The sequence below is a fragment of the Collimonas humicola genome (assembly GCF_018304945.1).
Lineage (GTDB): Bacteria > Pseudomonadota > Gammaproteobacteria > Burkholderiales > Burkholderiaceae_D > Collimonas > Collimonas humicola.
This window is the reverse complement of sequence record NZ_JAGQEE010000010.1, coordinates 20,178-40,659: the sequence shown is the minus strand read 5'-3', so window position 1 is coordinate 40,659 and position 20,482 is coordinate 20,178. Positions and strand designations below refer to the sequence as shown.

Here is a 20,482-nt window from a genome sequence, read left to right as displayed (position 1 = left end):
CGCTACCCGAGGCCCTGTCATGAGCAAGCTTTGTGAATATTATTTCGCGCCGCATTCGCCTTTCGCCTATCTGGGCCATGCCCGCCTGGTGGCGCTGGCCAAGCAATACAATGTCAAAATCGCATTGAAGCCCTGCGACTTGTCCAAGGTGTTCAACACTTCCGGCGGCTTGCCGCTGGCCAAGCGGGCGCCTCAGCGCCAGGCCTACCGCCTGGAAGAGCTGCGACGCTGGAGCGAATATCTGCAAGTGCCGCTGAATCTGCAGCCGACTTTCTTCCCGGTGCAGAGCGACAATGCCGCAAAACTGATCATCGCCGCCCAGCTGGCGCATGGAACGGACGCAGCGCTGGCGCTGACCGGGGCTATAATGCGGGCAGTCTGGGCGGAACAGCGCAATATTGCCGACGAGGCCACGCTGGCGGCCATCGCCTCGGAACTTGGCCATGATGGCAAGATCTTGCTGAAATCGGCAGAAACCGCCAGCGTCCAGAGCGAGTTCGACCGCTTTACCGACGATGCCATTTCCGCCAATATTTTTGGCGTTCCCTGGTATGTAGTCGACGGCGAAGCATTCTGGGGCCAGGACCGGCTGGACTTCGTCGAGCGCGCGTTCGCCAGATAGTTTTTTATACAAGCAGTAAATAGAGGGGGCTCGCTGCAGTTTTGCGGGCCCCTGTCGTCATACCAACGGATAAAGGGTTCCCCACATGTCACACAAATCTACCGATAAGCACTCCTATTTCTGCCCCTGCCCGCGTGGCCTGGAAGGCGCGCTGGCCGAAGAGCTGGAGGAAATCGCCCGGTTCAGCGCTCCCGCCGTCACGCTCAAGGTGCACACCCAGGTGCCCGGCGGCGTGCATTGCTCCGGCTTGCTGAGCGACGCCTGGCGCATCAACCTGCATTCGCGCATTGCCAGCCGGGTGCTGCTGCGCCTGACGCACGGCGCCTACAAGAATGAAAACGATATCTACGACATGACGCTGGAACAGGAATGGGAAAGCTGGTTTCCGGTCAGCCATACCATCCGCGTCGACGTCACTGCCGTCAAATCGCCCCTGCGCAGCCTGCAGTTCACCACGCTCAAGATCAAGGACGGCATCTGCGACCGCTTCCGCGACCTGTGCAACGAACGGCCGTCGGTCGACACCGGCACGCCGGACATGCGTATCGTCGGCTTCCTCGATGCGCACAATTTCACGCTGTATCTGGATACTTCCGGCGAAGCCTTGTTCAAGCGCGGCTGGCGCGCCGAAACCGGCGATGCGCCGCTGCGCGAAAACCTCGCCGCCGGCCTGCTGCGTACTTCCGGCTGGAAACCGGGTACGGTATTGTTCGACCCGATGTGCGGCTCCGGCACCATCCTGATCGAAGCGGCCCAAATCCTTGCAGGCATTCCGGCCGGCGCTCGCCGCCGCTTCGCGTTCGAGAAATTCAATGATTTCGAAAGCGAGAAATGGCTGGCCATCAAGGGCAGCTTCAAGCCCCATCCCTTGCCGACCACGCCAACCATTTTCGGCAGCGACATTTCGGGCGACATGGTGCAGATCGCGCTCAACAACCTGCGCAACGCTGGCATCCTGTTCGAAGTGCCGGTCAAGCAGATCGAAGCGCAGGAAGTCAAGCCGCCTGGCGATGCTGAAGGCGGCATCATGCTGACCAACCCGCCGTATGGCGAGCGGATCGGCGTGCGCGGCGACAGCACCCTGAGCAGCGACGACCTGCTGACCGCTTTCTTCACCGCCTTCAGCACCACGCTCAAGCAGCGCTTTGCCGGCTGGAGCATCTTCCTGTTCTCGGCCGACCTCGGCTTGCCCAAGCTGCTGCGCCTGAAAGAAGCGCGCAAGACGCCGTTCTTCAACGGCGCCCTGGAATGCCGCCTGTTCCGCTTCGACATGGTGGCCGGCTTCAACCGGCGCGAAGCGGCCAAGCCCAAGGCGGAATGAGACTGGTCCCCGCCTAGGCGGCCCCACCTCGGCGGTCCCACCTGATTAGCAATTCATCATCAAACAAGCGCAATCTTTGCGCTTGTTTCACATCCAGCCTCCCCCCTTCCTCTGAGCAGCAAATCCCCCTGCCTTACCTGAAAACTACCCGATCCTGCTGCCGCCAGCCGGCTTCACCCGCCCCGCATAGCAACATTTCCGCCGAGAATCATGGCCTGCTCTTTTCCCCTATTGCCTCTCAAGCATCATTCTGTAGCGCAGCGGCACGCCACGCTAAAAGCACTTGCATTCCCCACGCAAGTAGCGAATAATACAAATACGAATTGTTCGCATTTACAGAAAGGACTATTATGAGCCACTCGATACGACGCGAAGCACATCTTGAAAAAGCCCCTGTGTCCAGCATCACGAAGTCAGTTGCATCTGCAGTCACGCGAATCAAGAGCCAGGATCTGTTCAAGCAAATGCGCGAGCTTGAAATCGATCACGGCGGCAGAATTTATAAACTCAGGCTAACCCAGCTGAACAAGTTGATCCTGACTGCTTAAGCAGCTCAACAGGCAGTCTTATTAGCCATAACTTGTGAAGCCCGCCTGCATCAACGGAAGCCAGCCAGCGAGTCACTACAGGAGTTACTTGATGCTCTCGGAGAAAATCAATCCGGCTTTCGTGGAGCCCAACGGCGCGCCGGCGCAGCCGGAACTGCTGGTCTCGGCGGTGCTGCACCTGATGTCGCAATATACGACCAGCAGCCAGGAAACCAGCGCTTGCGTCAAGCTGGCCTCGGTGATCGAACGGCATTTGAAGGCGCTGGCCGATCTGCCGAACCTGGCGCCAGTGCTGCGCGCTACCTGCCTGCAGTTGTCGGAACAATGGGGCACGGTGGTGGAAAGCACCATGCCGGCGCCGGAAAAATACAATCTGTTCAGCAGGTTGGTAGCTGCAAACCGCTTGTGTTAGAGCCTGTTCACGATCTGTAACGAGCGCCCGTCAGCTGGTGCTAAACGGCGCGGAAAAAGCGGAATGTACTTTTGAGTACATAAGGATTTTGAGCACCGTTTAGTGCCAGATCACGGGGCTCAGTAAGATCGTGAACAGGTTCTTAGAGAAATATCGATAAACCATAAGGCCGCGACGACATCTTTGCCGGCCGACTTTTATTTTTAATCTGCCTCTCACTATGGCAGTAGGATGCAAAATGATTGTTTGTGTATGCAACAACGTCTCTGATAGAAAGATCCGCCAGGCGGTAGATTCGGGCATGTCTTCCATGGCCGAGCTGCGCGAAAACCTGGGGATTGCCACCTGCTGCGGCAAGTGCCATACCTGCGCCAAAAGCGTACTGCGCGAATGCCTGGATAACAAGGCGCCCGCAGCCCTTCGTCACGTTCACGCCATGGTGTTCCAGCAAAACATACAAGCCGCTTAATGCCGGATGGAATGAGCGCAGCCATGTCGTCAGCAGCAATCAGTTACCCTGCGCTTGCATGGAAAAAAGTCAAACGCATCGGCCCCCTTGGGACGATTCTGCTGCTCCACGTCGCCTTCTTCTGGGCGCTGGAAAGCGGCCTGATTCACCAGGCTGCGCAAGCGATGCCCAAGGAAATCTTCGCCAGCTTCGTCACGCCGGAAAAGGCCCCTGAACCTACGCCTCCCAAGCCGCTGCCGGCCGCACCGAAGACCGTCGCCGTAGTAAAGAAAAGCGTCACGCCTCCGCGCCCTGCGCCGGTTGTCAACAACACTCCCTCTGAAACCGCGATTTCCGTCCCGGCGGCATCGCCACAACCACCGCAGCACGAAGAAGCCCCGGCCGCACCGGCGCCAGCTCAGGCGGCGGTCGCAGCACCGGCACAGCCGCGCACCATTACCTCCGGCGTGGAATACATCCAGCCGCCCGACGTCAAGTATCCGGCGATTTCCAAGCGCATGGGTGAAGAAGGCAAGGCCGTCATCCGCGTCCTGATCAATGACAAGGGCCGCGCCGAGCGGGTCGAAGTGCAGAAATCGTCCGGCTCCGACCGTCTCGACGATGCGGCCAAGCAAGCCGTGATGCGCGCCTTGTTCAAGCCCTATATGGAAGACGGCAAGGCGCTGCCGGTATTCGCCATCGTGCCCATCAATTTTCAGTTGTCCAATTAATCAAAGGCCCTGCCTGGCGCAGGACCGATGCAGCAGTACTTACATCACAGATACAAGGGAGTTCATCATGGAAGCAAGTCCATACGGATTAGAGGCGCTCTGGGGCCAGGGCGATTTCGTCATTAAAAGCGTGGCGGTGCTGCTGGTCGCGATGTCAATCGCATCGTGGTACGTGATACTGACCAAGGCATTGCAGATCCTGCGCTTCCAGCGCGCCGCGCATGCCGCCGGCCACCAGTTCTGGGACACCACCAGCCTGCCGGAAGGGATCGCCACGCTGGGCACCGAGAATCCGTTTGCCGAAGTAGCGCAAGCCGGCGTGTCCTCGATGCGCCATCATGCCGCGCACAAAGGCCATTTGCACGACCAGCTGTCGGTCAGCGACTGGGTCACGCTGTCGCTGCGCCAGGCGATCGACGAGGTCTCCGGCAAGCTGCAGACCGGCATGGCCGTGCTGGCCTCGGTTGGTTCGACCGCGCCGTTCGTGGGCTTGTTCGGCACCGTCTGGGGCATTTACCACGCGCTGGTGTCGATTGGCACTTCCGGCCAGGCCAGCATCGACAAGGTTGCCGGTCCGGTCGGCGAAGCGCTGATCATGACCGCGCTCGGCCTGGCGGTGGCGATTCCGGCGACCTTCGGCTATAACGCCCTGGTGCGCGGCAACAAGACGATTATCGCCAAACTGAACAAGTTCGGCTTCGACCTGCATGCGCTGTTTGTCACCGGTTCCCGCTCCAGCGGCGAGGCGGACAGCCACAGCGCTTCAGGCAATGGCGCCAAGCTGGTCGCCGTGAAAGGCGCATGATGGGCATGGGTTCCCTGTCCGATTCGGACGACGATTTCAATCCGGAGATCAACACGACGCCGCTGGTGGACGTGATGCTGGTGCTGTTGATCATCTTCATCATGACCATCCCGGTGATGAACCACGCGGTGAAGATCGACCTGCCGCGCGCGACCAACCAGCCGGACCAGACCAAGCCGGAAAACATCAATCTGTCGATCGATGCCGACGGCAAGCTGTTCTGGAACGAAGAAGCGGTTGACCGCAACGCACTGGCTGCGCGGATTGCGGCAGCGGCGCAAAAGCAGCCGCAGCCGGAGCTGCATTTGCGCGCGGCGCGCACCGTGCAGTATGAAAAAGTCGCCCAGGTGATGGCCGCCGCCCAGTCCGGCGGCCTCGGGAAAATCGGTTTCGTTACCGAGCCCGACGCCAAGTAGAGCAGCCCTGCCCGGCTGCCCGCATCCGACAGAGCCTGCCATGGTTTCATGCGCAGGCTCTATTTGCATGGGCCGCTGCCGAGAAACTGCGGACAAGCGGCTAGATGCACAAATCACAATGAAAATGATTCGCGCTATCTAATGGTGAAAAAGCTTTTTGCTTGCGCTATCATGGCTGCGATTTCGGTTGAATTTCGGTTAAACACCGCTCCGATCGCGTGAGAAGCCGGCATAAATCTCCCCTGTTATCGCCGCTCCACTCTGCCCCAACACCATAGCGAGGTCCCCATGCAAGGCGAAAAACAAATCATCACGCTGCTCAATGCGCAGCTGACCAACGAACTGACAGCTATCAACCAGTACTTCCTGCACGCCCGCATGTACAAGCACTGGGGCCTGGAAAAGCTCGGCAAGAAGGAATACGAAGAATCGATCGGCGAAATGAAGCATGCCGACAAGCTGATCGACCGCATCCTGATGCTGAACGGCTTGCCGAACCTGCAGGCGCTGCACAAGCTGATGATAGGCGAATCGACGCCGGAGATGCTGCAATGCGACCTGAAGCTGGAACAAGGCGCGCAGAAGACCGTCAAGGAAGGCATCGCCGCTTGCGAAAAAGCCGGCGACTATGTCTCGCGTGAACTGTTCACGGAAATCCTGGAAGATACCGAAGAGCATATCGACTGGCTGGAAACCCAGCTCGACCTGATCGACAAGGTCGGCCTGCAAAACTATCTGCAAAGCCAGATGGACGCCTAAATTACTTGCAGCAAATGCAAAACGGCTTCCGACACAGCGTCGGCAGCCGTTTTTTTTGGCTAAGGCGCCGCGGCCAGCAATCTGCGCACCACGGCATCGACCGTCAGTTGCGGCCCGGTCAGCTCGACCAGCTTTTTCTTGCTGGCCTGGCCGTGGGTGATGTTGATGCGGCTGCGCGGCAAGTCCAGCAGCTCCGCCAGGAAACGGACCAGGGCTTCATTCGCCTTGCCTTCAATCGGCTGCGCCTGCAGGCGCAGCTTGAGCACGTCTTCCAGCGGACCGATTACCTGGCTTTTCTTGGCATTAGGCGTCACCTGCAGCGCCAGGCGCACGCCTCCGGCTATCGGCGAGCACCAGGCAGCATCCTGCCCGGCAGGCGTGCCAGCGCTACGGCTCATGCCACTATTGAAATCAGATAAATCACCAGCTGATGCACTACCCTCAAGAGTATCAGGGCCGCCAGCGGCGACAGGTCGACGCTGCCGACCAGCGGGATAATCCGGCGCAAGGGACGCAGCAGCGGTTCATTCAGGGCCCGCACGAACGGCGCCAAGGGAGCATTCGGATTGACCCAGCTGAAAATCGCTTCGATGATCAGCAATGCAATCAAGCCGTAGAAGACCCACTGGAAAAACAGCAGTGCCGACAGGCTGAAGATCAGGGAGGCATTGAGGGCCGAGCGCACGCCCAGCTCCAGCAGGATGCAGGCGACAGCCACCAGCACCGCGCCGATCAGGCTGGCCCAGTCGTAGCCGCCAACCCCTGGCAGCAGCCGGCGCAACGGCTTTACCGCCCAGTCGGACAGCGTAAAGATGAATTGCGCAAGCTGCTGCGGAGGGCGCACACGCACCGCCTGAATCCAGAAGCGCAGCAACAGGACGCCGCCGAGGACGCTGGCGATGGTTTCGATAATCAAGCTAAAGATATTCTGCAACACGACGTGTTTCCTTTTCCAGACGATGCAATGATGTTGACTTGCTGGCGCCAGCGCGGGCTGGACCATCCAGCCAATATACTAGAACTCATTTGATAAATCTTGGCGATGTGCGTTCTCCTGAACGGTGGAAGCAGGAGAGATAATTTGCAATCGGGAAGAAGAGTGCCGCGGATCAGCGGGAAGAATACCGGCGATGGCAACCCTGGCCGCGATCGCGGTCTGCCGAAGACCAAACGGATCCTCAATTTGCGCGCATCCCGGAAAAATAAAAACCCGCTGGACAGCGCTAGGCTGTGCAGCGGGCGATGCATCCGGGTTTAATCAGATGCGCTGGCAAACCCTGATTACGGGCGTGTGCCAGTTGGGAATGGCCAGGCTGCTGCCGGGTTCAGCACCGTTGTTGCTGCTGCTGGCGCTGCTGCCGGCTTGGCTGCTGGCTTCTTGGCTGCAGGTTTCGCTGCGGCCTTTTTAACAGCTGGCTTTGCTGCAGCTGGTTTCGCTGCTGCTTTAGCTACCGGCTTTTTTGCTGCTGGCTTAGCCGCGACTTTCTTAACTGCCGGCTTTTTGGCCGCTGGTTTCGCTGCTGCCTTAGCTACCGGCTTTGCTGCTGCTTTCTTCGCTACTGGCTTTTTGGCCGCAACAGCTTTCTTGGCAACTGGCTTCTTAGCCGCTGCTGGTTTTGCTGCTGCTTTCTTAGCTACTGGCTTTTTGGCCGCGACAGCTTTCTTGGCAACCGGTTTCTTGGCTGCTGGTTTTGCTGCTGCTTTCTTAGCTACTGGCTTTTTGGCCGCGACAGCTTTCTTAGCAACTGGCTTCTTAGCCGCTGCTGGTTTTGCTGCTGCTTTCTTAGCTACTGGCTTTTTGGCCGCAACAGCTTTCTTAGCAACTGGCTTCTTAGCCGCTGCTGGTTTTGCTGCTGCTTTCGCTGCAGGCTTGGCTGCTGCTTTCTTAGCTACTGGCTTTTTGGCCGCGGCAGCTTTCTTAGCAACTGGTTTCTTAGCTGCTGGTTTTGCTGCTGCCTTAGCTGCTACTGGCTTCTTAGCCGGAGCTGCCTTCTTCGCAGCGGGTTTCTTCGCTGCGGCTTTCTTTGTTGCTGTTGCCATTTTGTTTCTCCTTCACGTGATGGAAAAAATCAAGCTCCAAGTTGGAAACCCGACGAACCCATCGCGATGGGAACGGCGGATTATTCATCGGCGCAATCAACTCTGCTTGCGCTAATGAATTCGGCACCAGCTGAACTGCTCCATCCCCTCATTGATGCAGCACTTCAGCCATTATCGGCCAGGGTCCTTTCGCCAGTTCCAAGACTGGGGGAGAAGGTCTTCGCAACACCTGCCGGCGGCGATCCCTAACCAAAAAAACGCCAGCGGCTAGGCCGGCGTCGGAATTCTGTTACAAAAATTTTTAGATTTTTCCAAAGAAAACGCCGCCAAACCCGATTGAATCGGGGTAAGCGGCGACAACAGATAAGTACGTTTCTGTCTTTGGTTGTTCATTAAGTTTGGAAATCACCTTTCAGTTTGCAGACTTTTTTATGTACTAAGCGCTGCAGGTCTCCTCACCTCATCCATCCACTACATTAATTCTTGTCCGAGATCTGAAGCCATTATTCCCAGTTCAGTGCACCGCCGGTTTGGTATTCGATTACACGAGTCTCAAAAAAGTTGCGTTCTTTTTTCAGATCGATCATCTCACTCATCCAGGGGAAGGGATTTTCTTCCTGAGGGAACATCGGGTCCAGTCCGATCTGTTGCGCGCGGCGATTTGCGATGAACCGCAAATACCCTTTGAACATCGGCGCATTCAAACCGAGCACTCCACGCGGCATTGTATCCTCTGCGTAGCGATATTCCAACTCCACCGCGCTTAAAAACAACGCTTTAATCTCGTCGCGGAATTCCGGCGTCCACAAATGCGGGTTTTCCATCTTGATCGTGTTGATCAAATCGATCCCGAAATTGCAGTGCATCGACTCGTCGCGCAGGATGTATTGATACTGTTCGGCGGCGCCCATCATCTTGTTCTGACGGCCCAGCGCAAGGATCTGCGTGAAGCCGACATAGAAGAAAAGACCTTCCATGATGCAGGCAAACACGATCAGCGAGCGCAGCAGTTTCTGATCGTTTTCAGTAGTGCCGGTCTTGAACTCAGGATCGGTCAGCGTATTGATGAAGGGGATCAGGAACTCGTCCTTGTCGCGGATCGATTTGACTTCGTGGTACGCATTGAAGATTTCTGCCTCGTCCAGGCCCAGCGATTCCACGATGTACTGGTAGGCGTGCGTGTGGATCGCTTCTTCAAACGCCTGGCGCAGCAGGTACTGGCGGCATTCCGGCGCAGTGATGTGGCGGTAGGTGCCGAGCACGATATTGTTGGCCGCCAGCGAGTCGGCGGTGACGAAGAAACCCAGGTTGCGCTTGACCAGGCGGCGTTCGTCTTCGGTCAGGCCGTTCGGGTTCTTCCACAGCTCGATATCGCGCTGCATGTTGATTTCCTGCGGCATCCAGTGGTTGGCGCAGCCGGCCAGGTACTTGTCCCAAGCCCATTTGTACTTGAACGGCACCAGCTGGTTGACGTCGGTATGGCCGTTGATGATGCGCTTGTCGGCAGCGTTGACGCGATGGGTGGTGTCGACCACAGGCGCTGCAGCCGCCTGACCCATCAATGCCGGGTTGAGAGCAGTATCGGACATCTGCGGGCGGGCCGAGGGGATAAACCCTGGCTGCGCCGGCAAGGTACGAGGAGCGGGCGCCGAACTTTTTTCTTCATCCCAGGAGAGCATTCTTTATTCCTTTATCTTTCGTAGGGTGGGCGCGGCGCCCACGCGTGACGTCAAATCCGTCGCCAGGTTTGTTTCGGTAACGCGTGGGCAAAACTTCCTGCCCACCCTACTTTCTTTGCAAATGTTTCGTTTTATCCATTCAGTTGAGGACAGAGGCGCGCGGCAAGTGCTGCACGGGTAGTGTAATTCGCCACGCTGCGGCGGCTCTTAAACACTCGCCGTGCGCCTCTGTCCCCAAATTGCTAGCTTACTGGCAAGCTTCGCATTCCTCGAATCCTGGATCGCCAGGACGCATGGTGCATGCCGGGCCGTCCAGTTCCTGCGGCGCTGCTTCCACTGCTGCAGTGCCGTAAGTCGCCGCCGCGCCGCCGCTCATGCCGCCGTCTACCGCCACCGCATTCAGTGCGCCGGTTTTCGAGGTTGACTTCTCGGTATGCGTTGCGCCGATGGTACGCAGGTAGTAGGTGGTCTTGAGGCCACGCAGCCACGCCAGCTTGTAGGTTTCATCCAGCTTCTTGCCGGATGCGCCCGCCATATAGATATTGAGCGACTGCGCCTGGTCGATCCATTTCTGGCGGCGCGATGCAGCTTCCACCAGCCAGGACGGTTCAACTTCGAAGGCCGTTGCGTAGATGTCGCGCAGATCTTGCGGAATGCGGTCGATCTTGGCCAGGCTGCCGTCAAAATACTTGAGGTCGGAGATCATGACTTCATCCCACAGACCGCGCGCTTTCAAGTCACGCACCAGATATGCATTGATTTCGGTGAACTCGCCGGACAGGTTCGATTTCACGTACAGGTTCTGGTAAGTCGGTTCGATACAAGCCGATACACCGATGATGTTCGAGATCGTCGCTGTCGGCGCAATCGCCACGCAGTTCGAGTTGCGCATGCCGAACTCCTTGATGCGGGCGCGCAGCTGGGTCCAGTCCAGCGCTTCCGACATGTCGGCTTCGAGGTAGCCGCCGCGTTCTTCCGCCAGCAATTTCAGGGAATCCTGCGGCAGGATGCCACGATCCCACAGGGAACCGCGATAGCTGCTGTAACGGCCGCGCTCTTCCGCCAGTTCGGTCGATGCCCAATAGGCGTGGTAGCAGACTGCTTCCATCGATGTATCGGCAAATTCAACCGCTGCTTTCGAGGCATAAGGCAAGCGCATCATGTGCAGGCAATCCTGGAAACCCATGATGCCGAGGCCAACCGGACGGTGCCGCAGGTTGGAATCGCGCGCCTTCTTCACTGCATAATAGTTAATATCGATCACATTATCCAGCATGCGCATCGCAGTATTGATGGTTTTCTGCAACTTGGCATGATCCAGCTGGCCGTCTTTCATGTGCGCCGGCAGGTTGACCGAGCCCAGATTGCAGACGGCGATCTCGGATTCGTTGGTGTTCAGCGTAATCTCGGTGCACAGGTTGGAGCTGTGGACCATGCCGACGTGCTGCTGCGGCGAACGGATGTTGCATGGATCCTTGAAGGTAATCCATGGGTGGCCGGTTTCAAACAGCATCGACAGCATCTTGCGCCACAGGTCGAGCGCCTGGATCTTCTTGAACAGGCGCAGCTCGCCGCGGGCAGCCTTGGCTTCGTAGCCGGTATAGGCGGCTTCGAAGGCCTTGCCGACCTTGTCATGCAGGTCCGGCGCATCGCTTGGCGAGAACAGGGTCCACTCGCCCTTTTCCATCACGCGCTTCATGAACAGGTCCGGAATCCAGTTGGCGGTGTTCATGTCGTGGGTGCGGCGGCGGTCGTCGCCGGTGTTTTTACGCAGGTCGAGGAATTCCTCGATGTCCATGTGCCAGGTTTCCAGGTAGGCGCAGACCGCGCCCTTGCGTTTGCCGCCCTGGTTGACCGCCACGGCGGTATCGTTGACGACCTTCAGGAACGGCACCACGCCTTGCGACTTGCCGTTGGTGCCCTTGATATGGGCGCCCAGCGAACGCACCGGCGTCCAGTCGTTGCCCAGGCCGCCGGCGTACTTCGCCAGCAGGGCGTTTTCCTTGATGGCTTCGTAGATGCCGTCGAGATCGTCGGCAACCGTTGTCAGGTAGCAGGACGACAGCTGCGAGCGCTGGGTGCCGGAGTTGAACAGGGTCGGCGTCGAGCTCATGAAATCGAAGCTCGACAGCAGGTTGTAGAACTCGATGGCGCGCGCTTCGCGGTTGACTTCATTCAGCGCCAGGCCCATCGCCACGCGCATGTAGAAAGCCTGCGGCATTTCGATGCGGATATCGCGCACGTGCAGGAAATAGCGGTCATACAGCGTTTGCAGGCCGAGGTAACCGAACTGCAGGTCGCGCTCGGGCTGCAGGGCTTCGCCCAGAATGGCCAGGTCGAACTGGGCCAGCTTGGCGTCCAGCAGATCGGCTTCAATACCCTTTTTAATGAATTTCGGGAAATATTCGAGATATTCCGCCGGCGCGTCGGCTTGCGCCACTTCCTTGCCGAACACTTCCTTGCGGATGGTGTGCATCAGCAGACGCGCAGTGACCGTGCTGTAGGCAGGGTCTTTTTCCATCAGCGCACGGGCAGCCAGGATCGCCGACTTGTGCAGCTCTTCCACAGGCACGCCGTCGTACAGGTTCTTGACGGTCTCGGCCAGGATGGCTTCTGCGTCGACATGCTTTTCCAGGCCGATGCAGGCAGCGGTAATCAAGTCGCGCACCTGGTTCATGTCCAGTACACGGCGCTGGCCATCTTCGGTGACGAACAGTTCGGCGCCGCCGGCCACCGACTTGGCCGCCGGCTGCTGCTGCGAACGCTCTTCCATCCGCTTGGCGCGATACAGCACATAGGCACGCGCCACATCGTGTTCGCCGGAGCGCATCAGGGACAGTTCGACCTGGTCCTGGATATCTTCGATATGGAAGGTGCCGCCGTTCGGCTGCCGGCGCACCAGGGCGGCGACAACATTGGAGGTCAGCTGCTCGACCAGTTCGCGCACCCGCGCCGAGGCCGCGCCCTGGCCGCCGTTGACGGCGAGGAAGGCCTTGGTGACGGCGATCGAGATCTTGGATGGCTCAAAGCCGACCACGGCGCCATTGCGCCGGATAATTCTGTAGTCGCCAAAACTGCTGGCTACCTTGACGGGAGAGCCGCTACCGGTTGCTGACGGAACACCAGCAACTTCGGCTGATGATTTAACGGAAATTTCTTGAGTAGATTGCACTGAGCCTCCCGAGACTGTGAAAGCAGACGAACTCATTACGCCTGCTGTTATTAATTAGAACCGTGGAACCATTGATGGTTCAGATACCGCTGCTTCTTGTTGATTCTTGCTGCTTCTTGTTGATTCTTGCTGTTTCCTGCTATTTCTACATCCCTCATTGCGTTGTCGGCGCGCTCTCCGCAGGCGTTCATGACTGATGCCCAAAACTGGATAACACGAGAAAATTTAACGTTAAAAAGGGGTACGCGATGACCAGCATTCAATGACCGACAACAAATCCAGAGGCCGCTTAGCAGCCTGTCCGACACCTGCATTCATACCGATATGAGTACAAAAACAAAACACCACAAAGTGGACAGGCCATGCAAAACAAGCCAATGAAGAGATACAAAAAAACACTACATATAGTTTTCTGGATTTGATTTTTACTAATTGTAGTACCTAGCCCCTGCCGATGCAATCCAAAAGTGGGATCTTTTTTATATTCAAAAAGAGACTATTTAATTGACTTTTTTTGCCATGGCAGGAAAGCGCAATGGCAGCTTGCCGGAGATTTCCGGCGCATGCCCGGCTAAGGCTTGCTGGTATTGGGTCCAGTCGAAAAAGGGACCGGGATCGGTCTTTCTGCCCGGCGCGACATGTTCATGTCCGGCCACCGCGGCCAGCGGATAACGACATTGCAATGCATGGGTCAGCGCAGCCAGCGCACTATATTGCGCCACGGAAAATTCTTCGAAATCGGTCCCTTCCAACTCGATCCCGATCGAGAAATCATTGCAGCGTTCACGCCCTTCGAAACTGGAAACGCCAGCGTGCCAGGCGCGCTCATTGGCGGACACGAACTGGATCACGCCGCCGTTGCGCACGATCAGGAAATGGGAAGAAACCCGCAGCGGCCGCAGCTGTTCGAAATAAGGATGCGCATCATACGCTAAACGGTTGCCGAACAGGTCGGCGATATACGGACCGCCGAACTGCCCGGGCGGCAGGCTGATGTTATGGATCAGCAGCAGGTCGATGACATTGCCGTCCGGCCGGGCATCGCAGTTAGGCGACGACTGGCGCACCACTTCATCGGGACGGCACCAGCCGTCGGCGCCGACTTCGAAGTAAGGGTGAAGCGTACTCTGCTCCGTCATTGTTACCTTGCCTTAGTCTTGCTCATGAATCGATAAACGCTGCATGCGATAACGCAGTTGCCGGAAGCTGATGCCCAGCAGATCGGCCGCCTTGGTCCGGTTAAAGTGCGTGCGCGTCAACGCCCGCCGGATGACATCGCGCTCGATATCGTCCAGGTAGTCCGGCAGCGACGGCGGCAGCTCGGAACCGCTCAGCAACACTGTCGCGGCGGCGGCAACCGGCTCGAAACCGACCGCTGCGCCGGTAGCCGGGCCGGCGACGGCATCCTCAGGATAGCCCTGATCCAGGCTTTGCGCCTCCGGCGCGCGGCCGTTGCCGCCGCCCTTGAGGCCGAGATCGGCCACTTCAATCACACCGTCGTTGGCAAACGCCAGCGCCCGCTCCAGGATATTTTCCAGCTCGCGTACATTGCCCGGGAAGGCATAGGCGCATAAAGCTTCCATGGCTTCCGGCGCCAGCGTCACCTGCCCCGCCTGCGGCGCAAACGCCGACAAGCGCGCCAGCAATGCACCGATCAGCAAGCCCAGATCATCCAGGCGTTCGCGCAAGGGCGGCAGTTTTAATTCGATAACATTCAAACGATAGTACAAATCCTGCCGAAATCTACCTGATTCGACGCACTCGGCCAGATTCTGGTGGGTGGCGCTGATCAAACGGACGTCTACCGGCTCTTCCACCGTCGCCCCGACCTTGCGCACGCGTCGCTCCTGGATCGCGCGCAACAGCTTGACCTGCATCGCCAGCGGCAGGTCGGCGACCTCATCCAGCAGCAAGGTGCCGCCATTGGCGGCCTGGAAAAATCCTTCGCGGTCATCGGCGGCGCCGGTGAACGCGCCTTTGCGGTAGCCGAAGAATTCGGCCTCCATCAAGGCTTCCGGGATAGCGCCGCAATTGACCGCGACAAAGGGCTTGTCGGCGCGCGGGCTGAGCGCATGGATATCGCGCGCCGCCAGTTCCTTGCCGCTGCCGGATTCGCCGGTAATCGCCACCGGCGCCATGCTGCGCGCCAGCCGCACAATCTGGGTGCGCAATTCCTGCATGGCGGCGGACTGGCCGATCAGGCGCAAGGCGTTGCCGTTATTGCGAGCCTTGACATCGCCGGACTGGCGCTGGTTCTCGGCCGGCTTGCCGATGCGCAGCGCCGATTGCACCATCAGGCGCAGCTGATCCAGCGCCACCGGCTTCGACAGATAGTCGAAAGCGCCGGCCTTCAAGGCCACCACGGCGTTGTCGGCGCTGCCATAGGCGGTAATCACGGCGATCGGAATCACCTTGTCGCCGCTGGTGACTTCGCGCACCAGCTCGATGCCGAGGCCGTCCGGCAGGCGCATGTCAGTCAGGATCAATGCATATTCATTGCTGGCCAGATGGCTGCGCGCAGCGGCCAGGCTATCGGCGCTGTCGACGTCGAGTCCCATCTTGACCAGTGCGATCTCGAGCAGTTCGCGCAGGTGGGCTTCGTCATCGACGACCAGAATACGGGGTGAAGTCATGGCAATGGTCTTTTTAATAGTTCTAGTCAGCTAATGACAGAGGATCACGGGGAGCAAACGCAATAACAAAACGACCACTCACATGGCTGGAATTCTGTCCTTGAACATCATGCCGGTATTCATAATCGAGTAATGCGCCGTTATTCAAACACAATTCGCGCGCCAAAAACAAGCCCAGTCCGGTGCCCTTGCTGGAAGTGGTGTAAAACGGCTCGAACAGGTGCGCCCGCACTGCCGGAGAAATCGGTTCGCCATCGTCCTGCACATGCAGCTCCAGCCGCCCGGCGACGCTGGACATGATATGCAAACGCATCCCGCCCGGCCGGCCGCTGGCGTAGCGCACCGCATTCGACAGCAGATTGGTCACCACTTCGCGCAAATGCAGCGGATCGAACCAGACGTGGTAACGGTCCGTCAGTTCGATCTGAAGGACAATGGCGCCGGGCGCCACCGCATGCGTCTGCTTGAAATCATTGACGATATCGTGCAGCAGCGGCGCCAGCTGAATCGGTTCCAGCTGGCGCTGCGCTTTGCGCGACAGCTTCAGGATATCCTCGATCATGCGGTCCAGGCGCGCCACGTTGTCTTCGACGATCGTCACCAGCCGCGCTTGCGTCTGGCTGCCCGCTTCCTCGGACAGCAAGGTGGCGGCATAGGAAATCGAGGCCAGCGGATTGCGCACTTCGTGGGCGATGCTGGCTGTCAGGCGCCCCATGGCGGCCAGCTTCAGCTGCTGCGCCTGGTTTTCGATTTCGCTGACATCCTGCAGGAAAATGACGGCGCGATACTCGCTCAGTTCGCGCATCCTGACCGCGGCAAAGCGCACTTTCAGATGCGCTGCCAGCTCGCGTCGCCCGCTCCAGTCAATCGCGGCCGCTTCCTGGCCCAGGTCGTCGGTATGCTTGATCGTGACGAATACCGCCTCGCCGACCACCGGCGCGCCGGGCCGCGGCAAGTCGCTGACCCGCGATTCCCAGGCAAACAATGCATCGGTGATCGGCGCCAGCAAGGCATAATCGCTCAGCTTATGGCGCGGCTCATCGTCCGTCATCGGGAACGACAGGCCCAGCATCCTTTCCGCAGCCGGATTGGCCATGATCAGCGTGCCGATCGGATCAACCACCAGCAAGCCGTCGCCCATGTCTTTGATGGCGATGCGGTTGATGTCCATCTGCACCCGCAAATCCCGGCCGCGCTGGGTTGCCAGCTCTTCCTGCTTGATCAGCTTGTGCGCCAGGCGGTTGATCACCAGCACGGCGAAGAAGAAGGCGCCGCCATACAAGCCGGCTTGCACGGTGGAGATATCCGGAGAGGATTGCAGAATCTGATAGCCGCTGTCCGCCAGCAGCACCATGGTCGCGACCGAGACAAAAAACAGCGCTACCAGCAAGGGCGCCAGAATGGCCGCACCGGCCAGCGGAAACAGATACAGGATCGCCAGGCCGCTTTTGGCGCCGCCGGCACCTATATACAGAATCGACACGGCGACCAGGTCCACCGTGATCGGCAGCGCGATCTGCAGCATGTAATAGCGCCGGTAGTAGGTAGTCACCAGCGTGAAGAGGATGGCGCACAACAGATAGGCGCCGCAGATTTCAGCTCCCGTGAAGAGCTGGGAAAACCATATCTCGCCTTTGCTTTGGCTGCTGACATAGGCCAGCATCACCATAGCAACCACGATCCGCGTCACGTTGAAGGTTTGCAGCGTGCGCCAGAAAGTGTCAGGCTTTTCGCTCTGCGAAGTAAGGCTGGAGCTGGTCATGCGCAAATATCCTGTCTCGCGATGAATGTTGAAATTCCGGACCAGTTGCCCTCGGCAGGCGAGCCCGGCCCGGAATGAGCGCAAATGTTCAAGTATTGAGCGCGCTAGGAAGAATGCAGGCGGCGATGTTCAGCGCTGCAGAAAGGCGCGCCGGAGGCATCGGCAATCGCTTCCGACGCCGGGAAGTGGATGCCGCAATGGACACAAGCCACCATCGCCTCAGCCTGGGCCGGTTCATTGGCGGCGGAGGCCGCACCGCCAGAAGATGGGGTTCCCGCCGAGGACGAACGATCGCGGCCGAGATTTTTCTGCAGGCGCTGCAGCCAGACGATCACGGCCAGCACAATGACAATTAAAATAATGAATTTCATACCAATACCCGATGCAACACAACTTCAAGCACGAAACGGCTCCCTACATACGCCAGTAACAAAATGGCAAACCCGGTCAAGGTAAAACTGAGCGCGGTGCGGCCGCGCCAGCCCTGCCATCGGCGGCCGGCCAGCAGCAGGCCGAACAGGGCCCATGACAGCATGGTGAAAATGGTCTTGTGATCCCATTTGAAGGCCTTGTTGAACAATTCTTCCGAAAACACCACGCCTGACAGCACGGTCAGCGTCAGCAGGAAAAATCCGAAAGCAATCAGGCGGAACAGCAGCTTTTCCATGGTCAGCAGCGCCGGCAGGCGATCCAGCGCCAGCCCGAACCAGCCGGCCTTGACGCCGCCCGGCCGGGTATGCAGGCGCGATTCCTGCAACACCATCAGTACAGCATGAAAGGCAGCAATCGTGAGCGTACTGTAAGCCAGGATGGAAATCACGATATGCCACAGGAAAACCGGCGACTTGCCGTTCAGGGGCACCATATTTCCTGGAAATACTGCCGGCAGCACCGCCGCCAGGGCTGCCATCGGCAACACCAGCACCCGCAGGCCGTCAAGGGTGTAATTGCGGTTTTCAAGCCAATAAGCCGCCACCGACACCCATAAGGTCGCCGACAGCATCATGGAAAAACCGACCCGCAACTGTTCCGGCCCGACCACGTCGGCCCACAGCACGCCGCCATGCAGCAACCAGGCGGCGGCGACGACAATCGAAATAGTCTGGCGCCGGCTCGACGGCAAAAAGGTGCAGCCTATATAGAGCAGCGCCACCAGAACGAAAAGAGATGTTTGCATCGTGTAAGTTTACAACATGTGGCGTCTGCGCGGCGTGCTCAAACAAGGCGAACATGCGTGCGGTCGAAGCCCGGCTTCATTTCTTGCAACTTGCACATCATTCCTCTCCTGCTATTTGATGCACAGGTCTTTGCCGCGCCCCTGAATGCTAGGCGTTTGCCCGGCATCAGGTAAAATGGCGGTTTACAAGCATTACTGTGACCTTTTGCAGCGCGCTGGCGCATCAGCTGCGCGCGAGCAGTGCAGTGCTTCGCATGTAAGTAAGGGCGCTTAAAAAATGGTGTATTTTCGTGCCAGGCCAGGCGCAAACCGGAGCGATAGAGGGCTATCGCGAGGATTTGCAACGGCGCATGGTGCGAAAAGATGCGGCTGGCCAGGCGCGGTCAGCTAGCCGCCGTTTATTAAGTGTCATTATGTGCAAAACACTGCGCTAGTTCACATTGACCGATTGCACCTCTTCTGGAAACGCTGCGTACCCATGCTCGACAATCTTACCCAACGCCTCGCCAAAGTCGTCAAAACCATGCGCGGCGAAGCGCGCCTCACCGAAACCAATACCGCAGAAATGCTGCGCGAAGTCCGTCTGGCTTTGCTGGAGGCCGACGTCGCCTTGCCTGCCGTGCGCGAATTCATCGCCAACGTTAAACAAAAAGCGCTGGGCGAAGAAGTCATCGCCTCGCTGACCCCGGGCCAGGCTCTGGTCGGCGTGGTGCAGCGCGAGCTGGCTTCGTTGATGGGCGCGGACCTCGGCCCGGAAGCCTCGCAGCTGAGTTTTGCCACGCAGCCGCCGGCCATCATCCTGATGGCGGGCCTGCAAGGTGCGGGTAAAACCACCACCGTCGGCAAGCTCGCCAAGTATCTGCGCGAACAAAAGAAGAAAAAAGTACTGACCGTCTCCGCCGACGTCTACCGTCCAGCCGCGATCGGCCAGCTGCAGACCGTGACGGCGCAGGTCGGCGCCGATTTCTTTCCCACCGAGATCAGCGACAAGCCGGTGGATATCGCGCTGGCCGCGCTGGACTATGCCAAGCGTCATTACCATGACGTCCTGATCATCGACACCGCCGGCCGCCTCGGCATCGACGAAGCGATGATGAAGGAAATCAGCGCCATCCATACCGCCGTCAAGCCGATCGAAACCCTGTTCGTGGTCGACGCCATGCTCGGCCAGGACGCCATCAATACCGCCAAGGCCTTCAACGACGCCTTGCCGCTGACCGGCATCGTGCTGACCAAGCTGGACGGCGATGCGCGCGGCGGCGCGGCGCTGTCGGTGCGGCATATCACCGGTAAGCCGATCAAGTTTGCCGGCACCGCTGAAAAACTGGACGGCCTGGAAGCGTTCGACCCAACCCGCATGGCCAACCGCATCCTCGGCATGGGCGACATCCTGGCGCTGGTCGAAGAAGCGCAGAAAGGCGTCGATGTAGCGGCAGCCAAGGACCTGGCGCACAAAATCAAGGGCGGCGGCAAGTTCGACCTCAACGACTTCAAGGCGCAGCTCGGCCAGATGAAGAAAATGGGCGGCCTGTCGAACCTGATGGACAAGCTGCCGGCGCAATTCCAGCAAGCCGCGGGCGGCGCCAATATGGACCAGGCGGAGAAACAGGTACGCCGGATGGAAGGCATCATCAACTCGATGACTGCCCAGGAACGGGCCAAGCCGGAGCTGATCAAGGCTTCGCGCAAGCGCCGCATCGCCGTCGGCGCCGGGGTGCAGGTGCAAGAAGTGAACCGCATGCTGTCGCAATTTGACCAAATGCAGTCGATGATGAAAAAGCTCAAGGGCGGCGGCATGATGAAAATGATGCGCGGCATGAAGGGCATGATGCCAGGCATGCGCTAAACGCTGCGCAGGCACTGCCGCAAGACCTGAAAAGCCTTGCAAGTCATTGACTTGCAAGGCTTTTCAGCAAACCGGAGCGCCCCGGGACGCTCCGCAGCGGCGGCCGGCGCC

At 58.7% G+C, this 20,482-nt stretch carries 20 protein-coding genes; 10 read left to right on the top strand and 10 right to left on the bottom strand.

The annotated features are described in order from the left end of the window. The first annotated feature begins 19 nt into the window (after nucleotides 1-19). The 9 genes from KHU30_RS22975 to bfr all read left to right on the top strand — a co-directional run bounded on the left by KHU30_RS22975 (nucleotide 20) and on the right by bfr (nucleotide 6,062). Complete coding sequence (locus KHU30_RS22975) at nucleotides 20-622, top strand: 2-hydroxychromene-2-carboxylate isomerase (RefSeq protein ID WP_211444932.1); 603 nt, start codon at nucleotides 20-22, stop codon at nucleotides 620-622. 85 nt (nucleotides 623-707) lie between these two features. Next, nucleotides 708-1,943, top strand: a complete 1,236-nt coding sequence (locus KHU30_RS22970; RefSeq protein ID WP_211444931.1) for a THUMP domain-containing class I SAM-dependent RNA methyltransferase — start codon at nucleotides 708-710, stop codon at nucleotides 1,941-1,943. 350 nt (nucleotides 1,944-2,293) lie between these two features. Next, nucleotides 2,294-2,491, top strand: a complete 198-nt coding sequence (gene hemP / locus KHU30_RS22965; protein ID WP_061946525.1) for a hemin uptake protein HemP — start codon at nucleotides 2,294-2,296, stop codon at nucleotides 2,489-2,491. Between the two features lie 91 nt (nucleotides 2,492-2,582). Beyond that, nucleotides 2,583-2,903, top strand: a complete 321-nt coding sequence (locus KHU30_RS22960) for a hypothetical protein (protein WP_211444930.1) — start codon at nucleotides 2,583-2,585, stop codon at nucleotides 2,901-2,903. Between the two features lie 238 nt (nucleotides 2,904-3,141). Next, nucleotides 3,142-3,372, top strand: coding sequence for a (2Fe-2S)-binding protein (locus tag KHU30_RS22955; RefSeq protein ID WP_061944299.1), 231 nt, complete (start codon nucleotides 3,142-3,144; stop codon nucleotides 3,370-3,372). 23 nt (nucleotides 3,373-3,395) lie between these two features. Next, nucleotides 3,396-4,082: an energy transducer TonB gene (locus KHU30_RS22950; RefSeq protein WP_211444929.1), complete on the top strand. Its 687-nt coding sequence runs from the start codon at nucleotides 3,396-3,398 to the stop codon at nucleotides 4,080-4,082. A 67-nt stretch (nucleotides 4,083-4,149) separates the two neighbouring features. Then, nucleotides 4,150-4,887, top strand: a complete 738-nt coding sequence (locus KHU30_RS22945; protein ID WP_211444928.1) for a MotA/TolQ/ExbB proton channel family protein — start codon at nucleotides 4,150-4,152, stop codon at nucleotides 4,885-4,887. Next, a complete protein-coding gene (locus KHU30_RS22940; RefSeq protein ID WP_211445018.1) occupies nucleotides 4,887-5,303 on the top strand; it encodes an ExbD/TolR family protein in 417 nt (138 codons plus the stop codon). Before KHU30_RS22945 ends, KHU30_RS22940 begins: the two co-directional genes overlap by 1 nt. 288 nt (nucleotides 5,304-5,591) lie before the next feature. Then, nucleotides 5,592-6,062 carry a bacterioferritin gene (bfr, locus tag KHU30_RS22935; RefSeq protein ID WP_061944310.1) on the top strand — a complete coding sequence of 157 codons (471 nt, stop codon included), beginning with the start codon at nucleotides 5,592-5,594 and terminating at the stop codon, nucleotides 6,060-6,062. 59 nt (nucleotides 6,063-6,121) lie between these two features. On the opposite strand, the gene KHU30_RS22930 is transcribed toward bfr, so the two are convergent. The 10 genes from KHU30_RS22930 to KHU30_RS22885 all read right to left on the bottom strand — a co-directional run bounded on the left by KHU30_RS22930 (nucleotide 6,122) and on the right by KHU30_RS22885 (nucleotide 18,525). Further along, nucleotides 6,122-6,460 carry a DUF167 domain-containing protein gene (locus tag KHU30_RS22930; protein WP_211444927.1) on the bottom strand — a complete coding sequence of 113 codons (339 nt, stop codon included), beginning with the start codon at nucleotides 6,458-6,460 and terminating at the stop codon, nucleotides 6,122-6,124. Beyond that, nucleotides 6,457-6,999 (bottom strand): YggT family protein, encoded by a 543-nt coding sequence (locus tag KHU30_RS22925; RefSeq protein ID WP_211444926.1) that lies wholly within the window; start codon nucleotides 6,997-6,999, stop codon nucleotides 6,457-6,459. Before KHU30_RS22925 ends, KHU30_RS22930 begins: the two co-directional genes overlap by 4 nt. A gap of 344 nt (nucleotides 7,000-7,343) precedes the next feature. Next, nucleotides 7,344-8,102, bottom strand: a complete 759-nt coding sequence (locus KHU30_RS22920; protein ID WP_211444925.1) for a histone H1-like DNA-binding protein — start codon at nucleotides 8,100-8,102, stop codon at nucleotides 7,344-7,346. A 503-nt stretch (nucleotides 8,103-8,605) separates the two neighbouring features. Beyond that, nucleotides 8,606-9,781, bottom strand: coding sequence for a ribonucleotide-diphosphate reductase subunit beta (locus tag KHU30_RS22915; RefSeq protein ID WP_211444924.1), 1,176 nt, complete (start codon nucleotides 9,779-9,781; stop codon nucleotides 8,606-8,608). A 247-nt stretch (nucleotides 9,782-10,028) separates the two neighbouring features. Continuing rightward, complete coding sequence (locus KHU30_RS22910) at nucleotides 10,029-12,953, bottom strand: ribonucleoside-diphosphate reductase subunit alpha (protein ID WP_211444923.1); 2,925 nt, start codon at nucleotides 12,951-12,953, stop codon at nucleotides 10,029-10,031. A 500-nt stretch (nucleotides 12,954-13,453) separates the two neighbouring features. Next, nucleotides 13,454-14,092 carry a 1,6-anhydro-N-acetylmuramyl-L-alanine amidase AmpD gene (ampD, locus tag KHU30_RS22905; RefSeq protein WP_211444922.1) on the bottom strand — a complete coding sequence of 213 codons (639 nt, stop codon included), beginning with the start codon at nucleotides 14,090-14,092 and terminating at the stop codon, nucleotides 13,454-13,456. Nucleotides 14,093-14,104: 12 nt separating this feature from the next. Beyond that, a complete protein-coding gene (locus tag KHU30_RS22900; protein WP_211444921.1) occupies nucleotides 14,105-15,586 on the bottom strand; it encodes a sigma-54-dependent transcriptional regulator in 1,482 nt (493 codons plus the stop codon). Between the two features lie 22 nt (nucleotides 15,587-15,608). After that, a complete protein-coding gene (locus tag KHU30_RS22895; protein WP_230427547.1) occupies nucleotides 15,609-17,348 on the bottom strand; it encodes a sensor histidine kinase in 1,740 nt (579 codons plus the stop codon). Between the two features lie 104 nt (nucleotides 17,349-17,452). After that, nucleotides 17,453-17,719, bottom strand: coding sequence for a PP0621 family protein (locus KHU30_RS22890; protein ID WP_211444919.1), 267 nt, complete (start codon nucleotides 17,717-17,719; stop codon nucleotides 17,453-17,455). Next, on the bottom strand, nucleotides 17,716-18,525 hold the full coding sequence (locus tag KHU30_RS22885) for a cytochrome C assembly family protein (protein WP_211444918.1): 810 nt from the start codon (nucleotides 18,523-18,525) through the stop codon (nucleotides 17,716-17,718). The genes KHU30_RS22890 and KHU30_RS22885 overlap by 4 nt, the downstream gene beginning before the upstream one ends. 478 nt (nucleotides 18,526-19,003) lie before the next feature. Between KHU30_RS22885 and ffh the strand changes: the two genes are divergently transcribed. After that, entirely contained in the window at nucleotides 19,004-20,371 is a 1,368-nt protein-coding gene (ffh, locus tag KHU30_RS22880) for a signal recognition particle protein (RefSeq protein WP_211444917.1), read from the top strand. The last annotated feature ends 111 nt before the right edge of the window (nucleotides 20,372-20,482 follow it).

Bases quoted from the DNA above. Each gene is read 5' to 3' on its own strand.
- KHU30_RS22975 (WP_211444932.1), top strand. From the start codon at position 20: ATGAGCAAGCTTTGTGAATATTATTTCGCGCCGCATTCGCCTTTCGCC.
- KHU30_RS22955 (WP_061944299.1), top strand. From the start codon at position 3,142: ATGATTGTTTGTGTATGCAACAACGTCTCTGATAGAAAGATCCGCCAG.
- hemP (WP_061946525.1), top strand. From the start codon at position 2,294: ATGAGCCACTCGATACGACGCGAAGCACATCTTGAAAAAGCCCCTGTG.
- bfr (WP_061944310.1), top strand. From the start codon at position 5,592: ATGCAAGGCGAAAAACAAATCATCACGCTGCTCAATGCGCAGCTGACC.
- KHU30_RS22915 (WP_211444924.1), bottom strand. From the start codon at position 9,781: ATGCTCTCCTGGGATGAAGAAAAAAGTTCGGCGCCCGCTCCTCGTACC.
- KHU30_RS22950 (WP_211444929.1), top strand. From the start codon at position 3,396: ATGTCGTCAGCAGCAATCAGTTACCCTGCGCTTGCATGGAAAAAAGTC.
- KHU30_RS22900 (WP_211444921.1), bottom strand. From the start codon at position 15,586: ATGACTTCACCCCGTATTCTGGTCGTCGATGACGAAGCCCACCTGCGC.
- KHU30_RS22920 (WP_211444925.1), bottom strand. From the start codon at position 8,102: ATGGCAACAGCAACAAAGAAAGCCGCAGCGAAGAAACCCGCTGCGAAG.
- KHU30_RS22940 (WP_211445018.1), top strand. From the start codon at position 4,887: ATGGGCATGGGTTCCCTGTCCGATTCGGACGACGATTTCAATCCGGAG.
- KHU30_RS22895 (WP_230427547.1), bottom strand. From the start codon at position 17,348: ATGACCAGCTCCAGCCTTACTTCGCAGAGCGAAAAGCCTGACACTTTC.
- KHU30_RS22930 (WP_211444927.1), bottom strand. From the start codon at position 6,460: ATGAGCCGTAGCGCTGGCACGCCTGCCGGGCAGGATGCTGCCTGGTGC.
- KHU30_RS22890 (WP_211444919.1), bottom strand. From the start codon at position 17,719: ATGAAATTCATTATTTTAATTGTCATTGTGCTGGCCGTGATCGTCTGG.
- KHU30_RS22970 (WP_211444931.1), top strand. From the start codon at position 708: ATGTCACACAAATCTACCGATAAGCACTCCTATTTCTGCCCCTGCCCG.
- KHU30_RS22945 (WP_211444928.1), top strand. From the start codon at position 4,150: ATGGAAGCAAGTCCATACGGATTAGAGGCGCTCTGGGGCCAGGGCGAT.
- KHU30_RS22960 (WP_211444930.1), top strand. From the start codon at position 2,583: ATGCTCTCGGAGAAAATCAATCCGGCTTTCGTGGAGCCCAACGGCGCG.
- ampD (WP_211444922.1), bottom strand. From the start codon at position 14,092: ATGACGGAGCAGAGTACGCTTCACCCTTACTTCGAAGTCGGCGCCGAC.
- KHU30_RS22885 (WP_211444918.1), bottom strand. From the start codon at position 18,525: ATGCAAACATCTCTTTTCGTTCTGGTGGCGCTGCTCTATATAGGCTGC.
- ffh (WP_211444917.1), top strand. From the start codon at position 19,004: ATGCTCGACAATCTTACCCAACGCCTCGCCAAAGTCGTCAAAACCATG.